This is a genomic window from Brevundimonas sp. (genome assembly GCF_041648115.1).
Taxonomy (GTDB): Bacteria; Pseudomonadota; Alphaproteobacteria; order Caulobacterales; family Caulobacteraceae; genus Brevundimonas.
This window is the reverse complement of sequence record NZ_JBAZPR010000003.1, coordinates 46,274-68,772: the sequence shown is the minus strand read 5'-3', so window position 1 is coordinate 68,772 and position 22,499 is coordinate 46,274. Positions and strand designations below refer to the sequence as shown.

Sequence of the window (22,499 nt, the reverse complement as noted above, 5' to 3'; positions counted from 1 at the left end):
AGTTTCAATACAGCAGGAACGGCCGCCGCGTCTCTTCCCACGCCGCCTCGTCCGGCATCGTCGCCGCGTCCAGATCGGCCGGCGTCGCGCCCGCGTCGTCCACCCATTGCCGCAACCCCGGCCCTCCGTTGATCACGTCGATGGGTAGTTTGCCGAACGCATACTCATACGGAAAATCGCGCCACAGGTCGTAGTCGGGATACAACCGCCGGATCGCCTTGAACCCCAGCGCCTGCACCCGCCACGGCTTGAACGCCGCATGGTCATAGCCCGGCTGGTCCACATGGATCTGCACCCCGCTGCACAGCTGTCCGACATGCTTATGGAAGGTCGGTTCGAACCACATGTCGCGCAGGATGCAGCCCTCCAGCCACTCCGGCGCCAGCGCACGCATCTCGGCGATCACCGCCCGCGCATCGATGTCCGGCGCCCCGAACAGCTCCAGCGGCCGGGTCGTGCCGCGCCCTTCCGACAGAGTCGCCCCCTCCAGCATCACCGTCCCGGCGTATGCCCGCGCCATCGACAGGTTCGGCGCATTCGGGCTGGGGTTGATCCAGGCCCGTTCGCCCAGCGGCCAGCCGTAACCCGGCGCCTGTTCCGGCGCCCAGCCCTGCATCTCCACGACCTTGTATTCGACGTCCAGGCCATAGTGGGCGATGAACCAGTGGCCCAGTTCGCCCAGCGTCATCCCGTGCCGCATCGGCATCGGCCCTGCCCCGACGAAGCTCTCCCAGCCGGCCAGCAGCGTCTGCCCCTCGACCGGCCGCCCCGCCGGATTGGGCCGATCCAGCACCCACACCGCCTTGCCGTGTTTCGCCGCCGCCTCCAGCACATAGAGCAGCGTCGTCACATAGGTGTAGATGCGACACCCCAAGTCCTGCAGGTCGATCAGGATGACGTCGAACGTCTCCATCGACGCCTCCGTCGGCCGCCGCACCTCGCCGTACAGGCTGAACACCGGGAACCCATGCACCGGATCGGAATAATCCGGGCTCTCCATCATATTGTCCTGCAAATCCCCCTTCATCCCGTGCTGCGGGCCAAAGGCGGCGGTCAGCGTGATCTCGGGACAGGCGGCCAACGCATCCACCGCATGGGTCAGGTCCTTGGTCACCGACGCCGGATGCGCCAGCAACGCCACGCGCCGCCCCTTCAACTGCGCCCTCAGGGCGTCATCGGACAAAAGGCGGTCGAGGCCGAAGTTCATATCAGGTCCAGCGCGAACGAGTCGGGATGATGAAAGTCCGGCTTATCCGAAGGATGCGCCAGCGCCCAATAGGCGATCGTCCCGTCGAACCCCTCGATCACCGCCGACAACCCCACGGACTCGCCTGCATCCTCGGGCAGGGTCACGTCGGCCGTCAGCACGAACCGCCCCGGCGCCGTCCGCGTGACGATGAAGGGCGCCGGCATCTCCAGCGCCCGCATCCCCTCGCGATAGCCATCGAACCGATAGGCCGCCCACGCCCCCGACGGCGACAGGTTGATCTCCACATAGCCGCCCGTCGTCCTCACGAACGCCTCGAAACAGGTCGCCTGCCACAGGCCGTCCGTCCGCACTCGCTCTGCCGCCTGCGGCCAACGCACCATCTCGACCGGCCCGGCCAGCACATATTCCAGGCTCAGCACCCGCCCCGCCCGCCGCGCCTCGACCTCCAGCGTCAGCCCGCCATGCGGCGAAGTCGGGTGCGGGATCAGGGGCAGACGCATCCGATCTTCGTATCGCACGCCAAGGACGCGTCAAAGCCTGCAGTCGATAACGAGGTCGCCGGGGATTGCTATGTCCTGTGGCGTCGCAGCCAGAACTCCGCCGCGATCAGATTGGGAACCCAGCACAAGAAAGAAATGGCGCGATACCAGGGCACAAACGGCAGATCCATAATCATGACCAACGGCAGGTAGAGCCGTAAGGTCACGGCGGCCAAGGTCAAAGCCCAGGACCGGATCATCCATCGCCGATGGTCGACCAGACGCCCCTGCACCGCCGCGCGCCACCCTAGAACAGTCACGCCGATCCACAGCAGCCCTAGACTGCTGAAACCGACCGTGGCGATCGGCCCGGCGAACGACCCGGACGCCAGAACCAGGGCAGCAGCGCCTCCGACCAGACATCCGACGACATACACCCGTCCGGTCCAGCGATGCGGCGGGCGAGCGCCGCGACGAAAGCGGGGCAGGAACTGCACCGACCCCACCGCCAGCGCCGTCATGGCTCCGGCGACATGGATCACCAGCCACGGAATCCCCATCGGATTGCCCAGCGCCTCGGCCGGTGTTCTGGGCGGGTCCAGCAGATATCTCGCTGAATAGGCGGCGACGCCCAGGCAAAGCAGGGTCAGCACCAGCCAGCCGACACGGACCGGCCATGCTCCCGGTCGTCCCGGCGGCGTTGCGTTGGATACGGACATGAGCAGACTCCCCATCGGCTGTTTCGCCGAACGTCATTGCCGCGCCGCTGATGGATCGCTAGGCGGTGCTTCGCGAACGGCGTCAGGACTGCGTGAACGGGACGGCATGGATGGCAGGGCCTCAGCGTTGCTGAAATCGACGATGTTGCGACGCTGGGCGATCGACCTCGTGATCCTGGCCGTGATCGGTTTGCTGATGGGGTTCATTGGCCCCTTCACCTCCGAACATGTGCCCATCGTCGGGCGTTACATCTACTGGCTGATCTGCATGATCGGCGGCGGGCTGATCGGCATCGCAGCGGATGAAGCCCTCGGCCGTGGTGTTCCGAACCTGTGGATACGGACCGTGCTCGTCTCGGTGCTGATGACCCCGTTCGTGACCTTTCACGTCTTATGGACCGAGCGGCTCATGTTCGACGGCGACGGGGGCTGGTATGAATTTCAAAGGCTGTTCTTGCAGGTCTTTCCCATACTGCTGGCCGTCATGGCGGTTAGGGCTCTGGTCTGGCGGCGACCTCCCGCGCGGATCGAGACCCGGACCGTCATCGCCCCGCCCCTACCCGAGGCCGAGGCCGCGTTCCGGCGTCGGCTGTCCGCGAAACGGCGTGGCGCACGTCTCATCGCGGTCGAGGCGCACGACCATTATCTGAAGGTCCACACCGATGCGGGCGCCGAACTGATCACCCTGCGGTTTGGCGACGCCCTGTCGGAACTGGCGCTGGCCCACGGCTGGCGCGTCCATCGGTCATGGTGGGTGGCGGCCGATGCGGTCCAGAGCATTCGCTGGCGGCGCGGCATGGGTGAATTGCACCTGCTCGGCGACCTGAAGGCGCCCGTTAGCCGGACCTACGCCGCGATTTTGAAAGAAGCCGGCTGGTCCTGACCGCCCCAACCGTCGCATTTCCGTGCGACATATCCTGACGGAACAACACCCTGAGGCGAAGCAGCGACGCCTAACCTGCCGCCCCTCGAAACCACTGTATAATGGCCGTCGCCATGCCCGAACGCGCCTTCTCTAAATTGCACTTCTTTGCACTTTGCACGCGTTTTCCGGGTGCAGTGCAATTTCACCCCCGCCCGACTTCAGACGAATTAGACACTTTAGACGGTGTTTTTCGCTCGTACCGTCTGAACCTCCCTGCCCCCTCGTCGCGCCACCAAAGGGAAGACGCCCGTCGGCATCTTTGCTAACGGAGCTTCGCCATGACCGAACACGCTTACAAATCCGACTTCCTCCGCACCATGCAGGCGCGCGGCTATATCCATCAGATCACCCATCCGGCTGAGCTGGATGCGGCGGCGACCGCCGGCGTGGTGACGGGCTATATCGGCTTCGACGCCACGGCGCCGTCGCTGCATGTCGGCCACCTGATCCAGATCATGCTGCTGCGCCGCCTTCAGCAGGCGGGGCACAAGCCCATCGTCCTGATGGGCGGCGGCACGACCAAGGTGGGCGACCCCTCCTTCAAGGATACCCAGCGCCCCCTGCTGACCGAAGAGCGGATCGCCGAGAACATCGCCGGCATCAAGGGCGTGTTCGAAAAGTTCCTGACCTTCGGCGACGGCCCGTCCGACGCCATCATGGTCGACAACGACGAATGGCTGTCCAAGCTGGGCTATCTGGAGTTCCTGCGCGATTACGGCACCCACTTCACCGTCAACCGGATGCTCAGCTTCGATTCCGTCAAGCTGCGTCTGGAACGCGAGCAGCCGCTGACCTTCCTCGAATTCAACTACATGCTGATGCAGGCCACCGACTTCCTGGAGCTGAACCGCCGCTACGGCTGCACGCTTCAGATGGGCGGATCGGACCAGTGGGGCAACATCATCAACGGCGTCGAACTGACCCGCAAGGTGGACCAGAAGGCCGCCTTCGGACTGACCACGCCGCTGCTGTCCACCGCCTCCGGCCAGAAGATGGGCAAGACCGTGGGCGGCGCCGTCTGGCTGAACGCCGACGCCCTGTCGCCCTATGACTACTGGCAGTACTGGCGCAACACCGAAGACGGCGACGTGGGCCGCTTCATGCGCCTGTTCACCGACCTGTCCGACGCCGAGATCGCCGGTTTCGAGGCGCTGGAAGGCGCGGCCATCAACGACGCCAAGAAGGCCCTGGCCGACGCCGCCACCACCATGCTGCACGGCGCCGAGGCCGCCGCCACGGCCCGCGCCGCCGCCGAGACCGCCTTCGAAAAGGGTCAGATCTCCGCCGACCTGCCGACCATCGAACTGCCCTCGGCCGAGGTTTACGGCGCCATGATCGCCGCCGTCGTGACCAAGGCCGGCCTGACAGCCTCCAACGGTGAGGCCCGTCGCCTGGCTCAGGGCGGCGGCCTGCGCCTGAACGACGCCTCGGTTTCCGATGGCGCCCAACTGCTGACCGAGGCCGACCTCAAGGACGGCGTGATCAAGCTGGCGGCCGGCAAGAAGAAGATCGTTCTGGTGAGGCCCATCTGATGTCCGCGACCGAAGGCCAGCCCGCCCCCGCCCTCGACCTGCCCACGGACGGCGGCGGCCGCATCACCCTCGCCGCCCTCAAGAGCAAGCCCGCCGTCGTCTATTTCTATCCCAAGGACGACACGACCGGCTGCACGCGCGAGGCCCAGGACTTCACCGCCCTGGCGCCCGACTTCGCCGCCCTGAGCGTGCCAGTCATTGGCGTATCCAAGGATACGGTGAAGAAGCACGACAAGTTCAAGGCCAAATACGACCTCGCCGTCGTCCTGGCCTCGGACGAGGGCGGCGCCGCCTGCGAGGCCTGGGGCGTCTGGGTTCAGAAAAAGCTGTACGGCCGCGAATATATGGGCATCGAACGCGCCACCTTCCTGATCGACGCCGAGGGCCGCATCGCCCGCGCCTGGCGCAATGTGAAGGTCGCGGACCACGCCGCCGCCGTCTTGGAGGCGGTGAAGGTTTTGTGATCGACGACCACGGTTCGGAAGCCGTGCTTGACCTTGAGGCCTCGCCCACGGCCTAGTGACCTTCAGGGCTACTAGGGGCTTGGCCGGCCTTGGCTGGCAGATGCGGAGCGCACCATGTTCACCAAGAGCAAATCCTACGACACCGGATCACAGGGGCTGGGCATCCCGCCTGCGCCTGAACCGACGCCGTCGCCGACCCCCAACCTGCCGGCGGCGACGCCCGCCGCCCGCGCGCCTGAACCGGCCCGCCCGGCGACCCGGTCCAGCAACCTGTCCACCCTGGCGGCCGGGGTGAAATACGAAGGCAATATCTCCGGCGCCGGCGAGCTTCAGGTCGAAGGCAATCTGAAGGGTGACGTCCGCGTGGCCCGCGTCGTCATCGGGGAAGGCGGCGCGGTCGAAGGCACCGTTCACGCCGACGTGCTGGACGTGCGCGGTCGCATCACGGGCGCCATCGTCGCCAAACAGGTCAAGCTGTACGCCACCGCCCGCGTCGAGGGCGACATCACCCAGGAGCAGCTGTCCATCGACCAGGGCGCCTGGTTCCAGGGCCGCTGCAACCAGGCCAAGCGCGACACCCCCGGCGCCGCCATGCTGGAAGCCCCCGAGAAGCCCGCCAAGACAGACAAGCCGGAAGCCAAGACACCGGCCTGACCAAGACACACAACGGGCTCAAGCAGGCCGAAGGCCGGTAGTCTGGGCAAAGCGGCTCAAGTAGGCCAAGGGCCGATAGCCAACAAAAAAAGGGGGCGGCCTTCAGGCCGCCCCTTTCGCTTATTCGACGTTCGACCCGCGCGTTTCGCCGACACGCTGGGCCAGCGCCGCGCCCATGAAGGCGTCCAGATCGCCGTCCAGAACCCTCTGGGTGTCCGACGTCTCGACCTCGGTCCGCAGGTCCTTCACCATCTGATATGGTTGCAGGACATAGGACCGGATCTGGTGACCCCAGCCGATGTCGGTCTTGGCGTCGGCCAGGGCCTGGGCCACGGCCTCGCGCTTCTGCAGTTCCAGCTCGTACAGGCGCGCCCGCAGCATCTTCCACGCCTGTTCGCGGTTCTGGTGCTGCGACCGGCCGGCCTGGCAGGCGACGACGGTGTTGGTCGGGACGTGGGTCAGGCGCACGGCCGAGTCGGTTTTGTTGATGTGCTGACCGCCCGCGCCCGAGGCCCGGTAGGTGTCGGTGCGCACGTCCGACGGATTGATGTCGATCTCGATGGCGTCGTCGACGACCGGCGACACCCCGATGGAGGCGAAGCTGGTGTGGCGCTTGGCCGCCGCGTCATAGGGGCTGATCCTCACCAGCCGGTGCACGCCCGATTCCGACTTCAACCAGCCATAGGCGTTGGGGCCGGAGATCAGGATGGTGGCCGACTTCACCCCCGCCTGCTCGCCCTCTTCGTGCGCCTCGATCGTGACTTCGTAGCCGTGCGCCTTGGCCCAGCGGGAATACATCCGCAGCAGCATGCCGGCCCAGTCGTTCGACTCGGTGCCGCCGGCGCCGGAGTTCACTTCCAGATAGGCGTCGTTGCCGTCGGCCTCGCCGGACAGCAGGGCTTCCAGCTCGGCGCGCGCGGCCCGGTCCTTGATGCCCCGCAGAGACGCGCGTGCGTCTTCCAGCGCGCCCTCGTCGCCTTCCTCGTCCGCCATCTCGGCCAGCATCACCCCGTCTTCGAGGTCCTGCTCCATCGCCTTGACGGTGTTGATCTTGGCTTCCAGCTGCGAGCGTTCGCGGCTGACGGCCTGGGCCTGTTCGGGCTTGTCCCACAGCGTCGGGTCCTCGACCCGCGCATTCAGCTCATCGAGCTTTCTTAGAGCGACATCCCAGTCAAAGACGCCTCCTGAGCAGAGCGACGCTCTGCTCGATGTCGGCCTTCATGGCCTCGACATCCGGTCTCATCGCATTCTCCAGCGACACAACGCCCTCAAGTCGCGAGGCCCGCAGGCCGCGCGATAGGGCAGGATTAATGGAAAACGGCGCGCCACGAGGACGCGCCGTTCGAAAGGTCTACCTAGAGCCTCAGTACAATCCGCTCAAGTCCTCGGCCGGCGCCTTCTTGGGCGGCGGCGGTGCGGTGGGCGCCGGTGCAGTAGCCGGAGCGCCGGTCGCGGCCTCCTGCTCGCGGCGGATGACCTCGTAGTAGTTCTGCGGTCCAGTGGGCTGAACCGGCCCGGTCGGCGCAGGCGGCGGGGCCTGACGCTCGGTGCCGGGACGGAAGGCTTCCTCGATGCCGTTCACGGTGCGGAAGATGGCGTTCTTGGGCCGCACGAACGGGCGAGCGGGCCGTTGCTTCAGCGCCGTCTGCATGAACTCCGTAAAGACCGGCACGGCGGCCGAGGCCCCCGCTTCGCCGGAACCCAGCGAACGGTTGTCGTCGAAGCCGATGAAGACGCCGACCACGATGTCGGTGGTGAAGCCCACGAACCAGGCCGAGCGATACTCGTTGGTCGTGCCCGTCTTGCCGGCGACCCATGGGCCCAGCCCGCGTGCGCTGGCGGCGGTGCCGCGCTGAACGACGCCTTCCAGCATCGAGCTCATCTGATAGGCGGTGATCGGGTCGATGACCTGGGTTCCGCGCTGTTGCAGTCGAGGCGATTCCTGGCCCGAGAAGCCGCGTCCGCATTCGCGGCAGCTGCGGCTGTCGGCCCGGAAGATGGTCTCGCCGTCGCGGTCCTGGACATAGTCGATCAGATAGGGCGTGACCCGCCGCCCGCCGTTGGCGAAGGCGGAATAGGCGGCCGTGATCTCCAGCGGCGTCACCTCGCCCGCGCCCAGCGACACCGACAGGTTGGGCGTCAGGCCGGGAATGCCCATCTTGGCCGACTGATCCACGATCTTCTTCATGCCGACCGACTGGGCCAGCCGCACCGTCATGACGTTCCGCGACAGTTCCAGCCCGCGCCGCAGCGTCTGCGGGCCGTAGTATTGGCGGCTGTAGTTCTCGGGCGTCCAGCGCTGGCCGTTGGCCCCGCCGGCGAAGCTGATCGGCGCATCCAGCACGATGGAGGCCGGGGTGAAGTCCCCCTCCAGCGCCGTCGCATAGACGAAGGGCTTGAACGCGGAACCCGGCTGACGCCGCGCCTGGGTGGCGCGGTTGAAACTGGACAGCGCATAGGAATAGCCGCCGACCATGGCCAGCACGCGTCCTGACTGCGGCTCGATGGCCACCAGGGCGCCGTTGACGCGCGGCACCTGTTTCAGGGCGTACTGGCCGCCCTTGGGCTCCACGAAGATCAGTTCGCCGCGCTTCAGTTGACGGTTGGCGTTGGCCCAGGCCGCATCGGCAGCCAGCAGCGTACCGGTCTTGTCGTCGCGGGCCGTGCGGATACGGACGTTGTTGCCGCTAACGCTTTCGATGGCGGCCGATTGCCAGCTGCGCCGTTCGGGCGGCACCTGTCCCTTCAGGGCGACCGCCTGCCAGCCATCGGCGAAGTCGGTCGTGCCCCAGCCGCCGCGCCAGCCGTGACGCCGGTCATAGTTCTCCAGCCCCTGCATCAGCGCCTGACGGGCCGCCGTCTGCAACGTCGGTTCCAGCGTCGTTCGCATATAGAAGCCGCCGGCGCGAAGCTGCTCGCCGAACTGGGGATTGGCGGCCGCCTGACGACGCGCCTCCTCCACGAAGAAGTCCGCGTCCTTGTAGTCCGAACGCTGGGGCGCATCGCGCGTGACCAGGGGCTTGGCGCGCGCCTCGACCAGCTGTTCCGGCGTCAGCCAGCCGCTCTGTTCCATCTCGCCCAGCACCCAGTCGCGCCGGCCCTTGGCCGCGCCGGGGTGGCGTTTGGGGTGATAGTTGTTCGGCCCCTTGGGCAGGGACGCCAGGAAGGCCGCCTCGTCCGGCGTCAGCTGACCCAGCGACTTGCCGAAATAGTTGTAGGCCGCCGAGGCGATGCCGAACGACCGATAGCCCAGGAAGATCTCGTTCAGATACAGTTCGAGGATCTGCTCCTTGGACAGGGTCGCCTCCAGGCGATTGGCCAGGATGGCTTCCTTCAGCTTGCGGTTCAGGCTGGATTCGTTGGTCAGCAGGACGTTCTTGGCCACCTGCTGGGTGATGGTCGAACCGCCTTCCAGCCGGCGACCCTGCGCCAGGTTGAAGACGTTCTTGATCGAGGCCCGGCCGATGCCGCCCACGTCGATGCCGCCGTGCTGGAAGAAGTTGCGATCCTCGGCGGCCAGGAAGGCCTGCACGACCGTCGTAGGGATCTGGTCATAGGAGACATAGATTCGGCGTTCGTCCGAGAACTCGCCGATCAGTGTGCCGTCACCGGCATAGACGCGCGTGGCGGTCGGCGGGCGATAATCCGCCAGCTCCGACGCATCGGGCAGGTCGTGGAACAGCCACGCCGCATAGACGGCGACCACAAGCCCCGCCAGGGCGATGCCGCCCAGCAGAACCATGCCCGCCCACACGAACCAGCGTTCGGCAATCTTCACTGCGTACTCCGACGACGCGCCCCAAAAGGTGCTTTAGCCCGCGTCGCCCGTCGATTGCTAGAGCAGGTGTGCAACGTCCCCTTCCCGTCCTTCGTTAAGTCCCCATCTCAAGCCTTCCCAACCAAGGAGCCATCATGGAAGTTCTGTATCGCGCCCAGTCCACTGCCTCCGGCGGAGGCCGCGAAGACGGCCGCTCGGCCACCGACGACGGCAAGATCGACGTCAAGCTGTCAACGCCCAAGGAAATGGGCGGCAAGGGCGGCGACGGCACCAATCCCGAGCAGCTCTTCGCCACCGGATACGCCGCCTGCTACCTCGGCGCGCTGCGTTTGGTCAGCGGCAAGGCCGGCACGCCCGTCGGTCCCGACACCAAGGTCACGGCCGGCGTCGGCTTCGGCAAGAACACCAAGGGCGAGGGCTTCAACCTCGACGTGGACCTGACCGTCACCGGCCACGGCCTGGACCAGGCCGTCATCGACGACCTGATCGAGAAGGCGCACCAGGTCTGTCCTTACTCCAACGCCACGCGCGGCAACGTGGATGTGCGCCTCAGCGCGAAATAACCGACACGAAGGGCCGCGCGCGTGTTGAGCCGCGCGCGCGGCGCCTCTAGATGAAGTCCATGACCTCCCCGCTCGACGCCTCCCCCGATCCCCTGCTGACGCTCGAACCGCACCGCCGCGTGACCCTGCGCGAGGCGTTCGGCGTGGACAGCGACATGACCGTGCCGTGCTTCGCCGAGCGCGACAGCCATGTCCCCGAGATCGACGAGGCCTATCGCTTCGATCCGCAGACGACGATCGCCATCGCCGCCGGCTTCGCCTTCGACCGTCGCGTCATGGTCCAGGGCTATCACGGCACCGGCAAGTCGACCCATATCGAACAGGTCGCCGCCCGCCTGAACTGGCCCCTGGTGCGCGTGAACCTGGACAGCCACGTCAGCCGCATCGACCTGATCGGCAAGGACGCCATCGTCCTGAAGGACGGCAAGCAGATCACCGAGTTCCGCGAGGGCATCCTGCCCTGGTCGCTGCAACGCCCCATCGCCCTGGTGTTCGACGAATACGACGCCGGCCGTCCCGACGTCATGTTCGTCATCCAGCGCGTGCTGGAGGCCCAGGGCCGCCTGACCCTGCTGGACCAGAACCGCGTCATCCGCCCAAACAAGCATTTCCGCCTGTTCGCCACGACCAACACCATCGGCCTGGGCGACACCACGGGCCTGTATCACGGCGCGCAACAGATCAATCAGGCCCAGCTGGACCGCTGGAACATCGTCACGACGCTGAACTACCTCGACCACGACGTCGAGGCCGAGATCGTCGCCGCCAAGGTTCCCGAGTGGAAGGACGCCGAGGGTCGCCGCCGCATCGCCGCCATGGTCCGCGTCGCCGACATGACCCGCAACGCCTTCATGAACGGCGACATCTCCACCGTCATGTCGCCCCGGACGGTCATCACCTGGGCCCAGAACGCCATCATCTTCGGCGGCGACCTGGCGCTCAGCTTCCGTCTGACCTTCCTGAACAAGTGCGACGAACTGGAACGCCCCAGCATCGCCGAGTTCTACCAGCGCGCCTTCGGCGAGGACCTGCCCGAGGCGGCGACGCGGGTGAAGGTAGGGTAACCCTCAGCGCCGCGCCTCTTCGCCACCGCCGATGAAGGCCCCGGCGATCCAGCTGACGACGCCGGTGACGATGGCCGCGCCGATGCCGGCCCACAGGCCGTCGACCCGGAAGCCGTCCAAGAAGACGGACGTCAGCCCGATCATGGCGGCGTTCACCACCAGCAGAAACAGGCCCAGGGTCACGACGGTGATCGGGAAGGTCAGCACCACCAGGATCGGCCGCACGAAGGCGTTGACCAGACCCAGGATGATGGCCGCCGCGATCAGCGACCCCGTGCTGGTGAAGTCCACGCCCGGCACGACCTGGGCGGACAGCCACAGGCCCGCCATGGTGACCAGCGCCTGGATGATGAAACGGATCATGACGTCCCTCGTTGTGTTCAAGCGTGACCATAATGCATGACGCAGGCGAAGGCTCCCCCTTCGCGCCCGCTGCTGCTATCCAAAGATGACCCCGTACGGAGACCGCCTATGAGCCTGCACGGCGCCTATGACCCGAACAACATCTTCGCCAAGATCCTGCGCGGCGAAATCCCCTCGGTGAAGGTGTGGGAGGACGAGCACGTCCTGGCCTTCATGGACGTGTTTCCGCAGTCGGAAGGCCACGTTCTGATCATCGCCAAACAGTCCCAGGCCCGTAATCTGCTGGAGGTCGAGCAGGAGGTTCTGGCCCATATGACCGCCGCCCTGCAACGCACGGCCAAGGCGGTGGAGAAGGCGTTGCAGCCCGAGGGTCTGGCGATCATGCAGTTCAACGGCGACGCGGGCGGGCAGACAGTGTTCCACCTGCATTTCCACATCGTGCCGCGCTGGACCGACCGGGAGATGAAGGGTCACGGCCATGCACCGATGGCTGACACGGCGACCTTGCAGGCTCTGGCCGACCGGATCGCGGCGGCGCTGGATTAGGTCACGCGGCGCTTTTCCAGCTTTCGCGCAAGGGTGCGCCGGTGCATGCCCAGGCGACGCGCGGCCTCGGAAATGTTGAAGTCGGTCTCCACCAGCGTCTCGTGTATCCGCTCCCATTCCAGGGTCTTGATCGAGGTCGGGCGCGTGCCCAGCGGCGTCTCGGCGTCGCCGTCCGCCCGCCCGAACGCGGTCTCGATGTCGTCGGAACTAGCGGGCTTGGCCAGATAGTGGCGGGCGCCCAGTTTGATAGCCTCGACAGCCGTGGCGATGCTGGCGAAGCCGGTCAGGACGACGATGTTCATCTCGGGATCGAAAGCGTGCAGGGCCTCCACGCAGGTCAGGCCGGAATGGCCGCCCAGCTTCAGATCCACGACCGCATAGCCGGGGCGATGCGTCTTCAGCACCTCGGTCATCTGGTCGGGACTGGCGGCGCTGACGACAGCATAGCCGCGCCGTTCGAACGAGCGTCGCAGGGTGGTCGAGAAGGATTCGTCGTCCTCGACGATCAGCAGCAGTCTGGCGTCATCGGTCATGGAAGGATTTCGTCCTTGGGCGCCAACGCCGACAGCGGCAACGTCAGCCTCACCTCTGCGCCGCCGGCCGGGGGATTGGAAGCCTCGACCCGCCCCCCCAGGGACCGGATCACGTTCATCAGCAGGAACAGCCCCAGGCCGGCGCCCGCGCGTGGCTTGGTCGAGTTGTAGGGCTTGCCCCAGGCCTGAAGGATGACGGCCGGGAACCCCGGTCCGTCGTCTCTCACGGCGATACCGAGCGCGTCGCCCGTGCGCGTCGTGGTGACGGCGATGCGCCTGGCCCCCGCCTCCACCGCATTGTCGAACAGCACGCCCAGCACCTGACGCAGGGCCGGGTCGGCGATGATCGACGGGTTCTGGGCCAGTTCGTCGTGGATCTGCACGGTCACGCCGTCGCCGTTCCAGCTGGCGACCACATCGGCGACGAAGGCCCGCAGGGTGGTGCGCTCCGGCGCCTGTCCCCTCGCCTCGCCGGCCGACATCAGGATGCCGGTGACGATGGCCTTGCAGCGCTCGACCTCGGCCCGCATGACCGTCATGTCCTGAACCAGGTCGGCGTCCTGTGTAAGCGTCGGCATCCGCTTCCAGTCGCTGAGGATCACCGACAGTGACGCCAGCGGCGTGCCCAGTTCATGCGCGGCCCCGGACGCCAACAAGCCCATGCGGACGATGTGATCGTGCTCGGCCGTCTGCTGGCGCATGGCGGCGACGGAGGCGTCGCGCTCGCGCAGGTTCTGGCTGATCCGGGTGACGAACAGAACCAGCAGCACCGCCATCAGGACGAAACAGATCAAGCTGCCCTGAAGATACAGGCTGAGCAGCGAATCCTCGCGCGCCGGCGGCAGGTTCAGCGGCTGGGAATCCAGGCCCAGCCCGGCGAAACACAGGCTGGTGATGGCGATCAGAACCCAAGCATAGACCGGCGCCAGCAGCACGGCCCCCAGCACGACCTGTAGCAGATACAGCGCCACGAACGGATTGGCCGCGCCCCCGGTCAGGAACAGCAGCCACGTCAGGGCCGCCACATCCGCCAGCAGGGCGATCATCAGGGCCTGATCCTCGACCTCCTCGCGACGTGCGGTCAGGGGCGCGCTGATCAGATTGACCAGCACCAGTCCCACAGGCGCGGCCAGCAGCCACAGCACCGGCAGCGGGATCCGCATCACATATTGGACCAGCAGGATCGTCGCCACCTGTCCGGCGACCGCCAGCCAGCGCAGCTGGATCAACAGCAGCATGTTGCGCCGGTTGGCCCCGCCGTGCGAGGCGACCCCGCCGCTGAGCCCACCCAGCCCCAGCAGCCTTTGAAGGCCCGAGGTCATGGCCGCTTGCGCCGGCCGTCACGCAGGAAGAGCCACAGGCCAACCAGCGTCAGCAAGGCCATGCCGAACCAGGTCAGGGCATAGACCAGATGGCTGTTGGCGAACCGGATCACCGTCAATCCGCCCAGCGGCCAGCCGCCCGGATTGAGCGTCGCGTCCGCATCGATGAAATAGGGCGCCACGTTCGTCAGGCCGCGCCGCGCCGCGATCGCCGCCACGTCGCGTGACCTCCAGCGGTCCCCGGCGGCGTCGTTTGCCCGCAGGAAGCCGCCCTTCGGCTCGGTGATCCTGAGCAGGCCGACGACGGACTGCGGCCCCTTCGCCTGCCCGTCCGCACGGTCGGCCGGATCGCGTCGGCCGGCGGGCACGAAGCCCCGGTTGATCAGTACGGTGAAGCCGCGTGCATCGACCAGCGGCGTCATGACCCAGAAGCCGCCGCCCGCGTCGGTCACGGCCTGAACCAGGGTTTCCTTGTCGTGCAGGAAGGCGCCGTGGACGACGACGCGACGATACTGGTCGTCCTGTCGCGTGACGGTCGGCCATTGCCTCGGCCCCGGCGCGGGTTCAGCCGGCGCATGGACGCGGGCGTCGACCTGGGCGATCAGGTCGGTCTTCCAGGCCAGGCGCTGAACCTGCCAACCGCCCAGCGCCAGAAAACCGACGAAAAGCGCCAGCCCCACGACCGATACGACGAGGCGTATCGGTCGCGAGCGCTTGGCCTTGTCTGGGGCCGGGACTGAGGACGGGTCCGTGATCTCGACCTCAGCCGCCCATGTTCGTCATGTCGTGCATCGTGGGCATCATGTTGGTGTCCAGATGGTACATGACCCACAGCGAACCCGACAGGGCGATGACGACGACGATGATGGTGAAGATCAGCGCCAGCATGATCCAGCCGCCCTCGGACTTGGAGTTCATGTGAAGGAAGTAGATCATGTGGACCACGATCTGCACCACGGCGAAGCCCATGACGATCAGGGCCGTCGCCTGGGTCGGCAGGACGCCGGTCATGACCAGGGCGAACGGGATCGCCGTCAGGATCACCGACAGCACGAACCCGATCATATAGCTCTTGAACGAGCCGTGATTGTGCGCCTCGTGGCCCAGGTGATCGGCCTCGTGAGTGTCGGGCGAGTGGTCGTTCTTGTCGGCGCTCATCGCAGCATGCTCAGCAGATAGACGAAGGTGAAGACGCCGATCCAGATGACGTCCAGGAAGTGCCAGAACATCGACAGGCACATCAGGCGGCGTTTGTTGGCGGGGATCAGGCCCTTCATGCTGACCTGAACCATCAGCGTCACCAACCAGATGATGCCGAAGGTGACGTGCAGGCCGTGGGTGCCCACGAGGGTGAAGAAGGCCGACAGGAAGGCGCTGCGTTGCGGCGTCGCGCCCTCATGGATCAGGTGCGCGAACTCGTAGAGTTCGATCCCCAGGAAGGCCAGTCCGAACAGGCCGGTGACCGCCAGCCAGATCAGGGTCTGACGCTGGTTGTTCTTGTCCATCGCCAGCATGGCGAAGCCGTAGGTGATCGACGAGAACAGCAGCATGGCGGTGTTGATCGCCACCAGCTCCAGGTCGAACAGCTCCCTGGGTCCGGGCCCGGCGGCGTAGTTGCCGCCCAGCACGCCGAACACGGCGAACAGCATCGCGAAGATGAGGCAGTCGCTCATCAGATAGAGCCAGAAGCCCAGCATGGTGCTGGAGCCTTCCTCGTGATGCGGCTCCTCTTCCAGGTGGAAGACGGTCGGGTCGATCTCGGTCGCAGTCGCGGTCGCGCTCATGGATCAGGCCTCCGTTCCGGCCAGGGCGCGCGTGCGCGCCTCTTCGGTCGCACGCACCTCATCCGCGGGGATGTAGTAGTCGCGCTTGTAGTTGAAGGTGTGCCCGATCGAGACGGCCAGCACCCCGATGAAGCTGATCGCCGCCAGCCACCAGATGTACCAGATCAGCGCCAGACCCATCACCAGACACAGGCCCGAGATGATGACGCCCGTTCCGGTGTTCGACGGCATGTGGATCGCCTTGTAGCCGCTCAGCGGGCGCTGATAGTTCTTCTTCTTCATGTCCCACCAGGCGTCGGCGTCATGGATGACCGGCGTGGCGGCGAAGTTGTAGGCCGGCGGCGGCGAGGACGTCGCCCACTCCAGCGTGCGGCCGCCCCACGGATCGCCCGTGACGTCGCGCAGCTTGTCTCGATTGATGATCGACACGGCGAACTGGACGAACATGGCCGCGATGCCAAGAGCGATCACACCGGCGCCGATGGCGGCGATCACGAACCAGATCTGCAGCGACGGATCGTCGAACACCCGCATCCGGCGCGTCACGCCCATCAGGCCCAGGACGTATAGCGGCAGGAAGGCCAGCCAGAAGCCGGGCACCCAGCACCAGAAGCTGATCAGGCCCCACTTCTTGTCCAGCTGGAAGCCGAAGGCCTTGGGCCACCAGAAGTTGATGGCCGCGAACAGACCGAACAGCACGCCGCCGATGATGACGTTGTGGAAGTGGGCCACCAGGAACAGCGAGTTGTGCAGCACGAAGTCGGCCGGCGGCACCGCCAGAAGCACGCCCGTCATCCCGCCGATCACGAAGGTCAGCATGAAGGCGATCAGCCACATCATCGGCAGTTCGAAACGGATCCGTCCACGGTACATCGTGAACAGCCAGTTGAAGATCTTGGCCCCGGTCGGGATCGAGATGATCATGGTGGTGATGCCGAAGAAGCTGTTCACCGATGCGCCAGAGCCCATGGTGAAGAAGTGGTGCAGCCACACCAGATACGACAACACGGTGATCACGACCGTGGCGTAGACCATCGACGTATAGCCGAACAGCTTCTTGCCCGAGAAGGTCGAGGCGATCTCAGAGAAGACGCCGAACAGTGGCAGGATCAGGATGTAGACCTCGGGGTGACCCCAGATCCAGATCAGGTTCACATACATCATCGGGTTGCCGCCGAAGTCGTTCGTGAAGAAGTTGGTGCCGACGTAGCGGTCCAGCGTGAGCAGGGCCAGGACGGCGGTCAGGACCGGGAAGGACGCCACGATCAGCACGTTGGTGCACAGCGAGGTCCAGGTGAAGACCGGCATCTTCATCATGCCCATGCCGGGCGCGCGCATCTTCACGATGGTCGCGATCAGGTTGATGCCGGACAGGGTCGTCCCCACCCCCGCGATCTGCAGCGCCCATATGTAATAGTCGACCCCGACGCCGGGGCTGTAGCCGATGCCCGACAGCGGCGGATAGGCCAGCCAGCCGGTGCGTGCGAATTCGCCCACGAACAGCGAGGCCATGACGATGATGGCGCCGGCCGTGGTCATCCAGAAGCTGAAGTTGTTCAGGAAGGGGAAGGACACGTCGCGTGCGCCGATCTGCAGCGGCACGACATAGTTCATGATGCCCGTCACCATCGGCATGGCCACGAAGAAGATCATGATCACGCCGTGGGCGGTGAAGATCTGGTCATAGTGGTGGGCGTTCAGATAGCCCTCGGACCCGCCGAAGGCCATGGCCTGCTGGATGCGCATCATGATGGCGTCGGCGAAGCCGCGCACGAACATGATCAGCCCCAGGATCATATACATGATCCCGATCTTCTTGTGGTCCACCGTGGTGAACCACTCTTTCCAGAGATAGCCCCACAGCTTGAAATAGGTCAGGGCGCCGAACAGGGTCAGGCCGCCCAGAACGACCACGGACATGGTCACGACCAGGATCGGCTCTTGCAGAGGCAGGGCCTCCCACGTGAGGCGCCCGAAGATAAGCGGAATGAGTTGGTCAGCGTTCATCGACTATGTTCGCTCAGGCGTTGGGGGCGGAACGGACGTCGGTCGAAACCGGCCCCGTAGCGAAGGGATTGGGCGCAAGGGTCGTCAGCGAGGCCATGGGCGTACGTTTGGGCGACAGTCCCTGCCCCGTCAGACGCTCCAGGCTGGCTGGTCCGACGGCGGTGTCCAGTTCGGCCTGACGCACGCGCTCGGCGGCGGCGGCCTCGGCCTGCAACGGCGTGCAGATGGTCATGACGTAGCTTTCGTTCGACCCGAAATAGGCCTGCGACTTACCGCGCCCGGCGTATTTGTCGTAAACCAGCGGCATGGTGTTGCGTATCGACGCCATGCTCAGGCCGCCCTTGTCGTCGATCTCCATCATCTCCGCCATGCACATCTTGCCCGGCTCGACACACATGTTGAGGATGGCGTCCCACAGCGCGACGTCGACGACGCCGAAGTGCATGACGGGAACCTTCTCGCTGGGCTTTTCCAGCTCCAGATATTCATCGCGACCCAGCGCCTGACCGCCCTGGCGCACGCCCGACACCCATTGATCGAAGCCGGCCTGATCCAGGCCGTGGAAGGCGAAGCGCATGTTGGAGAAGCCGTCGCCGGAATAGTTGGCCGAGAAGCCTTCGTATTCGCCCGGACGGTTGATCACGGCGTGCAGCTTCGTCTCCATGCCCGGCATGGCGTAGATCTGACCGGCCAGAGCAGGAATGTAGAAGCTGTTCATCACCGAGGACGAGGTGATGTGGAAGCGGATCGGACGATCGATCGGCGCGGCCAGTTCGTTGACCGTGGCGATGCCGTACTGCGGGTAGATGAACATCCATTTCCAGTCGAGCGCGACGACGTTGACCTGAAGCGGTTCGACGCCTTCGGCGACGGCCTGCCCCGGCTTGATCCGGTCGATCGGCCGATAGGGATCCAGCAGGTGCGTCCCGGCCCAGGTCAGGGCGCCCAGGCAGATGATGATCATCAGCGGCGCGGCCCAGATGACCAGTTCCAGCGACGTGGAGTGATCCCAGTCGGGCTGATATTCGGCCTCGGCCTCCTTGTTCGACGCGCGGTACTTCCAGGCGAAGAAGACGATCAGCGCCATAACCGGCAGGATGATGATCAACATCAGCAGCGTCGAAATCATCAACAGGTCGCCCTGCTGGGCGGCGACGTCGCCGGCAGGGTTCAGCACGACCAGATTGCAGGCCGACAGCAGGGCCACGACGGGCGCGAGCAGGAGAAGGCGCAGACGGCGCAAGGCGGATCCAATCGAAAAGCGTCGGACAAGGGGGAGGCGTCGCGACGGTTGGCGTTCGAACTGCGCCCGATAGTCAGCTTCGATCTGGAACGACATTGGACAATCTGTCCTATCCTCTTGAGGCCGCTTTCATCGCAAAGGGCGCCCGGTCATAATGCGGCGACCCGCCGTACGCCTGAATACCTGTCTCACACGGAGCGACCAAGCCCATGTCCGCCTCGACGACCCCTTCGTCAGAGTCGCTGGAACGCGACGCCGCCAAGATAAACTCGCACCATGGCAAGGTGGATGCGGGCGAAATCGCCATCGGCGTCATTATCGGCCGAACTTCCGAGTTTTTCGACTTCTTTGTTTACGCCATCGCCTCCGTGGTCGTCTTCCCGCAGCTGATCTTTCCCTATGCGGGCGCGGTGGGCGGCACCCTTCTGTCGTTCGCGATCTTCGCCCTCGCCTTCCTGTTCCGCCCGCTGGGCACGATCCTGTTCATCGCCATCGACCGCAAATTCGGGCGCGGAGCCAAGCTGACGACCGCCCTGCTGCTTCTGGGCACCTCGACCGTATCGGTCGCCTTCATCCCCAGCTATGAAAGCATCGGCATGTGGGCGCCGGTGCTGCTGGCCCTCACCCGCATCGGCCAGGGCGTGGCCCTGGGCGGCACCTGGGACGGCCTGGCCTCGCTGCTGGCGCTGAATGCGCCCGAGGGCAAGCGCGGCTGGTACGCCATGATTCCGCAGCTCGGCGCGCCCATCGGCCTGCTGGTCGCCTCGGCCCTTTTCGCCTTCTTCCTGAACACCCTGTCGGCCCCCGACTTCCTGGACTGGGGCTGGCGCTATCCATTCTTCGTGGCCTTCGCCATCAACGTGGTGGCCCTGTTCGCGCGCCTTCGCATCGTAGTGACGCCCGCCTTCCAGAAGCTGTTCGAGACCCGCGAGCTTCAGCCGACGCCGGTGTCGCAGGCCCTGCGCGCCGAAGGCCCCAAGATCGCGATTGGGGCGTTCGCGCCTCTGGCCAGCTTCGCCATGTTCCACATGGTCACGGTCTTCCCCCTGTCGTGGGTCTTCCTGTTCACCAACGAGACGCCGGTCCGCTTCCTGCTGATCGAGATGGTGGGCGCCGTCTTCGGCCTGTTGGCCATTCTGGCCTCGGGCGTGTTGGCTGACCGCTACGGCCGCCGCACCCTGCTGGCGATCACGGCCGCCGGCATCGCCGCCTTCTCGGGCTTTGCGCCGCAACTGCTGAACGGCGGCCCGGCAGGCGAGCTGACCTTCATGATCTCCGGCTTCATCCTGCTGGGCCTTTCGTTCGGTCAGGCGTCGGGCCCGGTGGCGTCCAGCTTCAGCCTGACCCACCGCTACACCTCCTCGGCCCTGACCTCGGACCTGGCCTGGTTGTTCGGCGCCGGCTTCGCCCCGCTAGCGGCCCTGTGGATCTCCAGCCAGTTCGGCCTGATCGCCGCCGGCGCCTATCTGCTGTCGGGCGCCGTCTGCACCCTCGTGGCCCTATGGCTGAACCGCGAACTGGCCCGCAGTTCCTCCGACAAAGACCGCGCCAAAGCGGTCTGATCTACCGGTTCACCGCGCACAAAAAGACACGGCCCGCAGTCGCCTGCGGGCCGTGTTGCGTTTGGGCCTATGGCGGGATCAGACTTCCGTCAGGTCGCCCTGTGGCGAGACGGTGAAGGTCTTCACCTTCTTCATCTCATAAGGTTTGGCGGCGATGGTCGACACGGCCCACAGCTCGCCGACGACCTGATCGCGGGTGATGTTCAGCAGCACATAGCCCTTGGACGTCTGATCGCAGAACTTGACCTCGGGATTGGCCGCCGACAGCGCGACGCCCAGCGGCAGGCCGCCGACATGGTCGCCCGGCGACGGGCTGGAGATCGAGGACGTGCCGAACTCCACCGCCCGGCGCGCGCCCGCCTTGTCATGCAGTTCGTTGACCCAGAAGGCGTGGCTGTCGCCCGCCAGGACAATGGGCGCCACGCCCGCCGCCGCAAAGGTCTCGTACAGACGCTCGCGCCCGGCCGGATAACCGTCCCAGCTGTCCAGATTGAACGGCAGGCCCAACTTGAACAGCTGGATCGCCGCCTCGATTTGCGGTCGGACATCCTCCGCCAGGCTCGCGAGCATCTGCTGGATCTGCTCCGGCGGCATCATGCGCGAGATGTCCGGTCCCTTGACCTTGGCCATCACCACCTGATTGCCCAGGATCTGCCACGGACGGCCCGCCGCCTTGGATCGGCTCAACGTCTCGCCGATCCACTGACGCTGGCGTTCGCCCAGCAGGTCGCGATCCGGCGCTTGGCGTTGGGCCTCGAACGCCGCGACATCGGGCGCGCCCTCCGCCGTCTTGGGCATGTCGGCGAAGGTCATCTGCTCGCCGCGCGCCAGCAGCCGCGTCTCGACCATCGTCAGGGTCGCCAGGTCGCCGAAGTCGAAGCTGCGATTGATCGCCTCGTTCAGCGCGCCGGCCTTGGGCTCGCGGATCGGCATCCATTCGTAATAGGCGCGCAGGGCGGCCGCCTTGCGCGTCGCGAAGTCGCCCTCGGTCTCGGGCTGGTGGTTCTCCGCGCCCATCATCCAGGCGTCGTTGGCCACCTCGTGATCGTCCCACACGCAGATGAAGGGCGCACGGGCATGGGCGGCCTGAAGGTCGGGATCGGTCTTGTACTGGGCGTGGCGCGTCCGATAGTCGGCCAGGCTGACGATCTCATGCGCCGGTTGCGGAACGCGGTTCAACGCCGCGCCCGAGCTCATGCCATAGTCGGACGGCTCGGCCCCATATTCGTAGATGTAGTCGCCCAGGTGGACGACGGCGTCCAGCCGATCCAGCCTGGACAGGGCGTCATAGGCGTTGAACAGCCCACCGGGATAAAGCTGGCACGACACCACGGCCAGGGCCAGATCGGCCGTCGCGCCCTCAGGCAGGGTCCGCACCCGCCCGACCGGCGAGGTCACGCCATTAGCGACGAACCGATAGAAATACTCAGCCCCCGGCTCCAGCCCCTGGCCGTCCAGATCATGCTTGACGGTGAAGTCCCGCTCGGCCCGCGCACGCAGGCCGGTCGAGCGGCGCACGACTTCGCCGAACCCGGCGTCCCTGGCGACTTCCAACACGACTGCGACCTCCCCGACCGACGAATCGGCCGGGGTGACGCGGGTCCAGAAGACGGCTGAGCGCATGTCGGGATCGCCGCTGGCCACCCCGTGCAGGAAGGCGACCGATCCGGTGTTGGCCCCCTGCGCCACGGCTGGCGACGCCGCCCCCGCGCCGAGGAGACCCAGAAGACTGCGGCGATCCATTTTCATCG

The 22,499-nt window shown here is 66.0% G+C and carries 22 protein-coding genes; 8 read left to right on the top strand and 14 right to left on the bottom strand.

Annotated features, from left to right (window positions below; genetic code table 11):
* Positions 1-4: 4 nt before the first annotated feature.
* The 3 genes from WC597_RS03310 to WC597_RS03300 form a co-directional block, all read right to left on the bottom strand.
* A complete protein-coding gene (locus WC597_RS03310; RefSeq protein WP_372691812.1) occupies positions 5-1,207 on the bottom strand; it encodes an exo-beta-N-acetylmuramidase NamZ domain-containing protein in 1,203 nt (400 codons plus the stop codon).
* Positions 1,204-1,710: a DOMON-like domain-containing protein gene (locus WC597_RS03305; RefSeq protein ID WP_372691811.1), complete on the bottom strand. Its 507-nt coding sequence runs from the start codon at positions 1,708-1,710 to the stop codon at positions 1,204-1,206. The genes WC597_RS03310 and WC597_RS03305 overlap by 4 nt, the downstream gene beginning before the upstream one ends.
* A gap of 68 nt (positions 1,711-1,778) precedes the next feature.
* Complete coding sequence (locus WC597_RS03300) at positions 1,779-2,408, bottom strand: DUF2306 domain-containing protein (protein WP_372691809.1); 630 nt, start codon at positions 2,406-2,408, stop codon at positions 1,779-1,781.
* Between WC597_RS03300 and WC597_RS03295 the strand changes: the two genes are divergently transcribed.
* The 4 genes from WC597_RS03295 (at position 2,407) to WC597_RS03280 (ending at position 5,983) form a co-directional block, all read left to right on the top strand.
* Positions 2,407-3,291, top strand: a complete 885-nt coding sequence (locus WC597_RS03295) for a LytTR family DNA-binding domain-containing protein (RefSeq protein ID WP_372691808.1) — start codon at positions 2,407-2,409, stop codon at positions 3,289-3,291. The genes WC597_RS03300 and WC597_RS03295 overlap by 2 nt on opposite strands.
* A 320-nt stretch (positions 3,292-3,611) precedes the next feature.
* A complete protein-coding gene (gene tyrS, locus WC597_RS03290; RefSeq protein WP_372691806.1) occupies positions 3,612-4,865 on the top strand; it encodes a tyrosine--tRNA ligase in 1,254 nt (417 codons plus the stop codon).
* The gene (locus WC597_RS03285) at positions 4,865-5,329 is read left to right on the top strand and encodes a peroxiredoxin (RefSeq protein ID WP_372691804.1); all 465 of its coding nucleotides are present in this window, start codon (positions 4,865-4,867) and stop codon (positions 5,327-5,329) included. The genes tyrS and WC597_RS03285 overlap by 1 nt, the downstream gene beginning before the upstream one ends.
* Positions 5,330-5,443: 114 nt before the next feature.
* Positions 5,444-5,983 (top strand): polymer-forming cytoskeletal protein, encoded by a 540-nt coding sequence (locus WC597_RS03280; protein WP_372691803.1) that lies wholly within the window; start codon positions 5,444-5,446, stop codon positions 5,981-5,983.
* 120 nt (positions 5,984-6,103) lie between these two features.
* Here WC597_RS03280 and prfB read toward each other — a convergent pair.
* Both prfB and WC597_RS03270 read right to left on the bottom strand, forming a co-directional pair.
* Positions 6,104-7,226, bottom strand: a protein-coding gene (gene prfB, locus WC597_RS03275; protein ID WP_372691802.1) for a peptide chain release factor 2 whose coding sequence is annotated in 2 segments (ribosomal slippage) — positions 6,104-7,156 and positions 7,158-7,226 — 1,122 coding nt in all. Because the reading frame shifts where the segments join, the coding sequence is not laid out codon by codon here.
* Positions 7,227-7,346: 120 nt separating this feature from the next.
* On the bottom strand, positions 7,347-9,761 hold the full coding sequence (locus tag WC597_RS03270) for a penicillin-binding protein 1A (protein ID WP_372691801.1): 2,415 nt from the start codon (positions 9,759-9,761) through the stop codon (positions 7,347-7,349).
* Positions 9,762-9,895: 134 nt separating this feature from the next.
* Between WC597_RS03270 and WC597_RS03265 the strand changes: the two genes are divergently transcribed.
* Positions 9,896-10,324, top strand: coding sequence for an organic hydroperoxide resistance protein (locus tag WC597_RS03265; protein WP_372691799.1), 429 nt, complete (start codon positions 9,896-9,898; stop codon positions 10,322-10,324).
* A 59-nt stretch (positions 10,325-10,383) separates the two neighbouring features.
* Entirely contained in the window at positions 10,384-11,388 is a 1,005-nt protein-coding gene (cobS, locus tag WC597_RS03260) for a cobaltochelatase subunit CobS (protein WP_372691798.1), read from the top strand.
* 3 nt (positions 11,389-11,391) lie between these two features.
* Here cobS and WC597_RS03255 read toward each other — a convergent pair whose 3' ends face one another.
* Positions 11,392-11,751 (bottom strand): phage holin family protein, encoded by a 360-nt coding sequence (locus tag WC597_RS03255; RefSeq protein ID WP_372691797.1) that lies wholly within the window; start codon positions 11,749-11,751, stop codon positions 11,392-11,394.
* 108 nt (positions 11,752-11,859) lie between these two features.
* Between WC597_RS03255 and WC597_RS03250 the strand changes: the two genes are divergently transcribed.
* Positions 11,860-12,297: an HIT family protein gene (locus WC597_RS03250; RefSeq protein ID WP_372691796.1), complete on the top strand. Its 438-nt coding sequence runs from the start codon at positions 11,860-11,862 to the stop codon at positions 12,295-12,297.
* Here the strand turns inward: WC597_RS03250 and WC597_RS03245 are convergent.
* The 7 genes from WC597_RS03245 to cyoA form a co-directional block, all read right to left on the bottom strand.
* Positions 12,294-12,830: a response regulator transcription factor gene (locus tag WC597_RS03245; protein WP_372691795.1), complete on the bottom strand. Its 537-nt coding sequence runs from the start codon at positions 12,828-12,830 to the stop codon at positions 12,294-12,296. The two genes, WC597_RS03250 and WC597_RS03245, sit on opposite strands and share 4 nt — an antisense overlap.
* On the bottom strand, positions 12,827-14,152 hold the full coding sequence (locus WC597_RS03240; RefSeq protein WP_372691794.1) for an ATP-binding protein: 1,326 nt from the start codon (positions 14,150-14,152) through the stop codon (positions 12,827-12,829). The genes WC597_RS03245 and WC597_RS03240 overlap by 4 nt, the downstream gene beginning before the upstream one ends.
* Positions 14,149-14,832, bottom strand: coding sequence for an SURF1 family protein (locus tag WC597_RS03235; protein ID WP_372691793.1), 684 nt, complete (start codon positions 14,830-14,832; stop codon positions 14,149-14,151). The genes WC597_RS03240 and WC597_RS03235 overlap by 4 nt, the downstream gene beginning before the upstream one ends.
* 82 nt (positions 14,833-14,914) lie before the next feature.
* The gene (gene cyoD / locus WC597_RS03230) at positions 14,915-15,310 is read right to left on the bottom strand and encodes a cytochrome o ubiquinol oxidase subunit IV (RefSeq protein ID WP_372691792.1); all 396 of its coding nucleotides are present in this window, start codon (positions 15,308-15,310) and stop codon (positions 14,915-14,917) included.
* Entirely contained in the window at positions 15,307-15,936 is a 630-nt protein-coding gene (gene cyoC, locus WC597_RS03225) for a cytochrome o ubiquinol oxidase subunit III (RefSeq protein WP_372691790.1), read from the bottom strand. Before cyoC ends, cyoD begins: the two co-directional genes overlap by 4 nt.
* A gap of 3 nt (positions 15,937-15,939) precedes the next feature.
* A complete protein-coding gene (cyoB, locus tag WC597_RS03220) occupies positions 15,940-17,943 on the bottom strand; it encodes a cytochrome o ubiquinol oxidase subunit I (RefSeq protein WP_372691789.1) in 2,004 nt (667 codons plus the stop codon).
* Positions 17,944-17,956: 13 nt separating this feature from the next.
* On the bottom strand, positions 17,957-19,186 hold the full coding sequence (gene cyoA, locus WC597_RS03215; RefSeq protein WP_372691788.1) for a ubiquinol oxidase subunit II: 1,230 nt from the start codon (positions 19,184-19,186) through the stop codon (positions 17,957-17,959).
* Positions 19,187-19,395: 209 nt separating this feature from the next.
* On the opposite strand from cyoA, the gene WC597_RS03210 reads away from it, so the two are divergent.
* Positions 19,396-20,748, top strand: coding sequence for an MFS transporter (locus tag WC597_RS03210; RefSeq protein WP_372691787.1), 1,353 nt, complete (start codon positions 19,396-19,398; stop codon positions 20,746-20,748).
* Positions 20,749-20,826: 78 nt separating this feature from the next.
* Here WC597_RS03210 and WC597_RS03205 read toward each other — a convergent pair whose 3' ends face one another.
* Positions 20,827-22,497 (bottom strand): alkaline phosphatase, encoded by a 1,671-nt coding sequence (locus tag WC597_RS03205; protein ID WP_372691786.1) that lies wholly within the window; start codon positions 22,495-22,497, stop codon positions 20,827-20,829.
* Between the last annotated feature and the right edge of the window lie 2 nt (positions 22,498-22,499).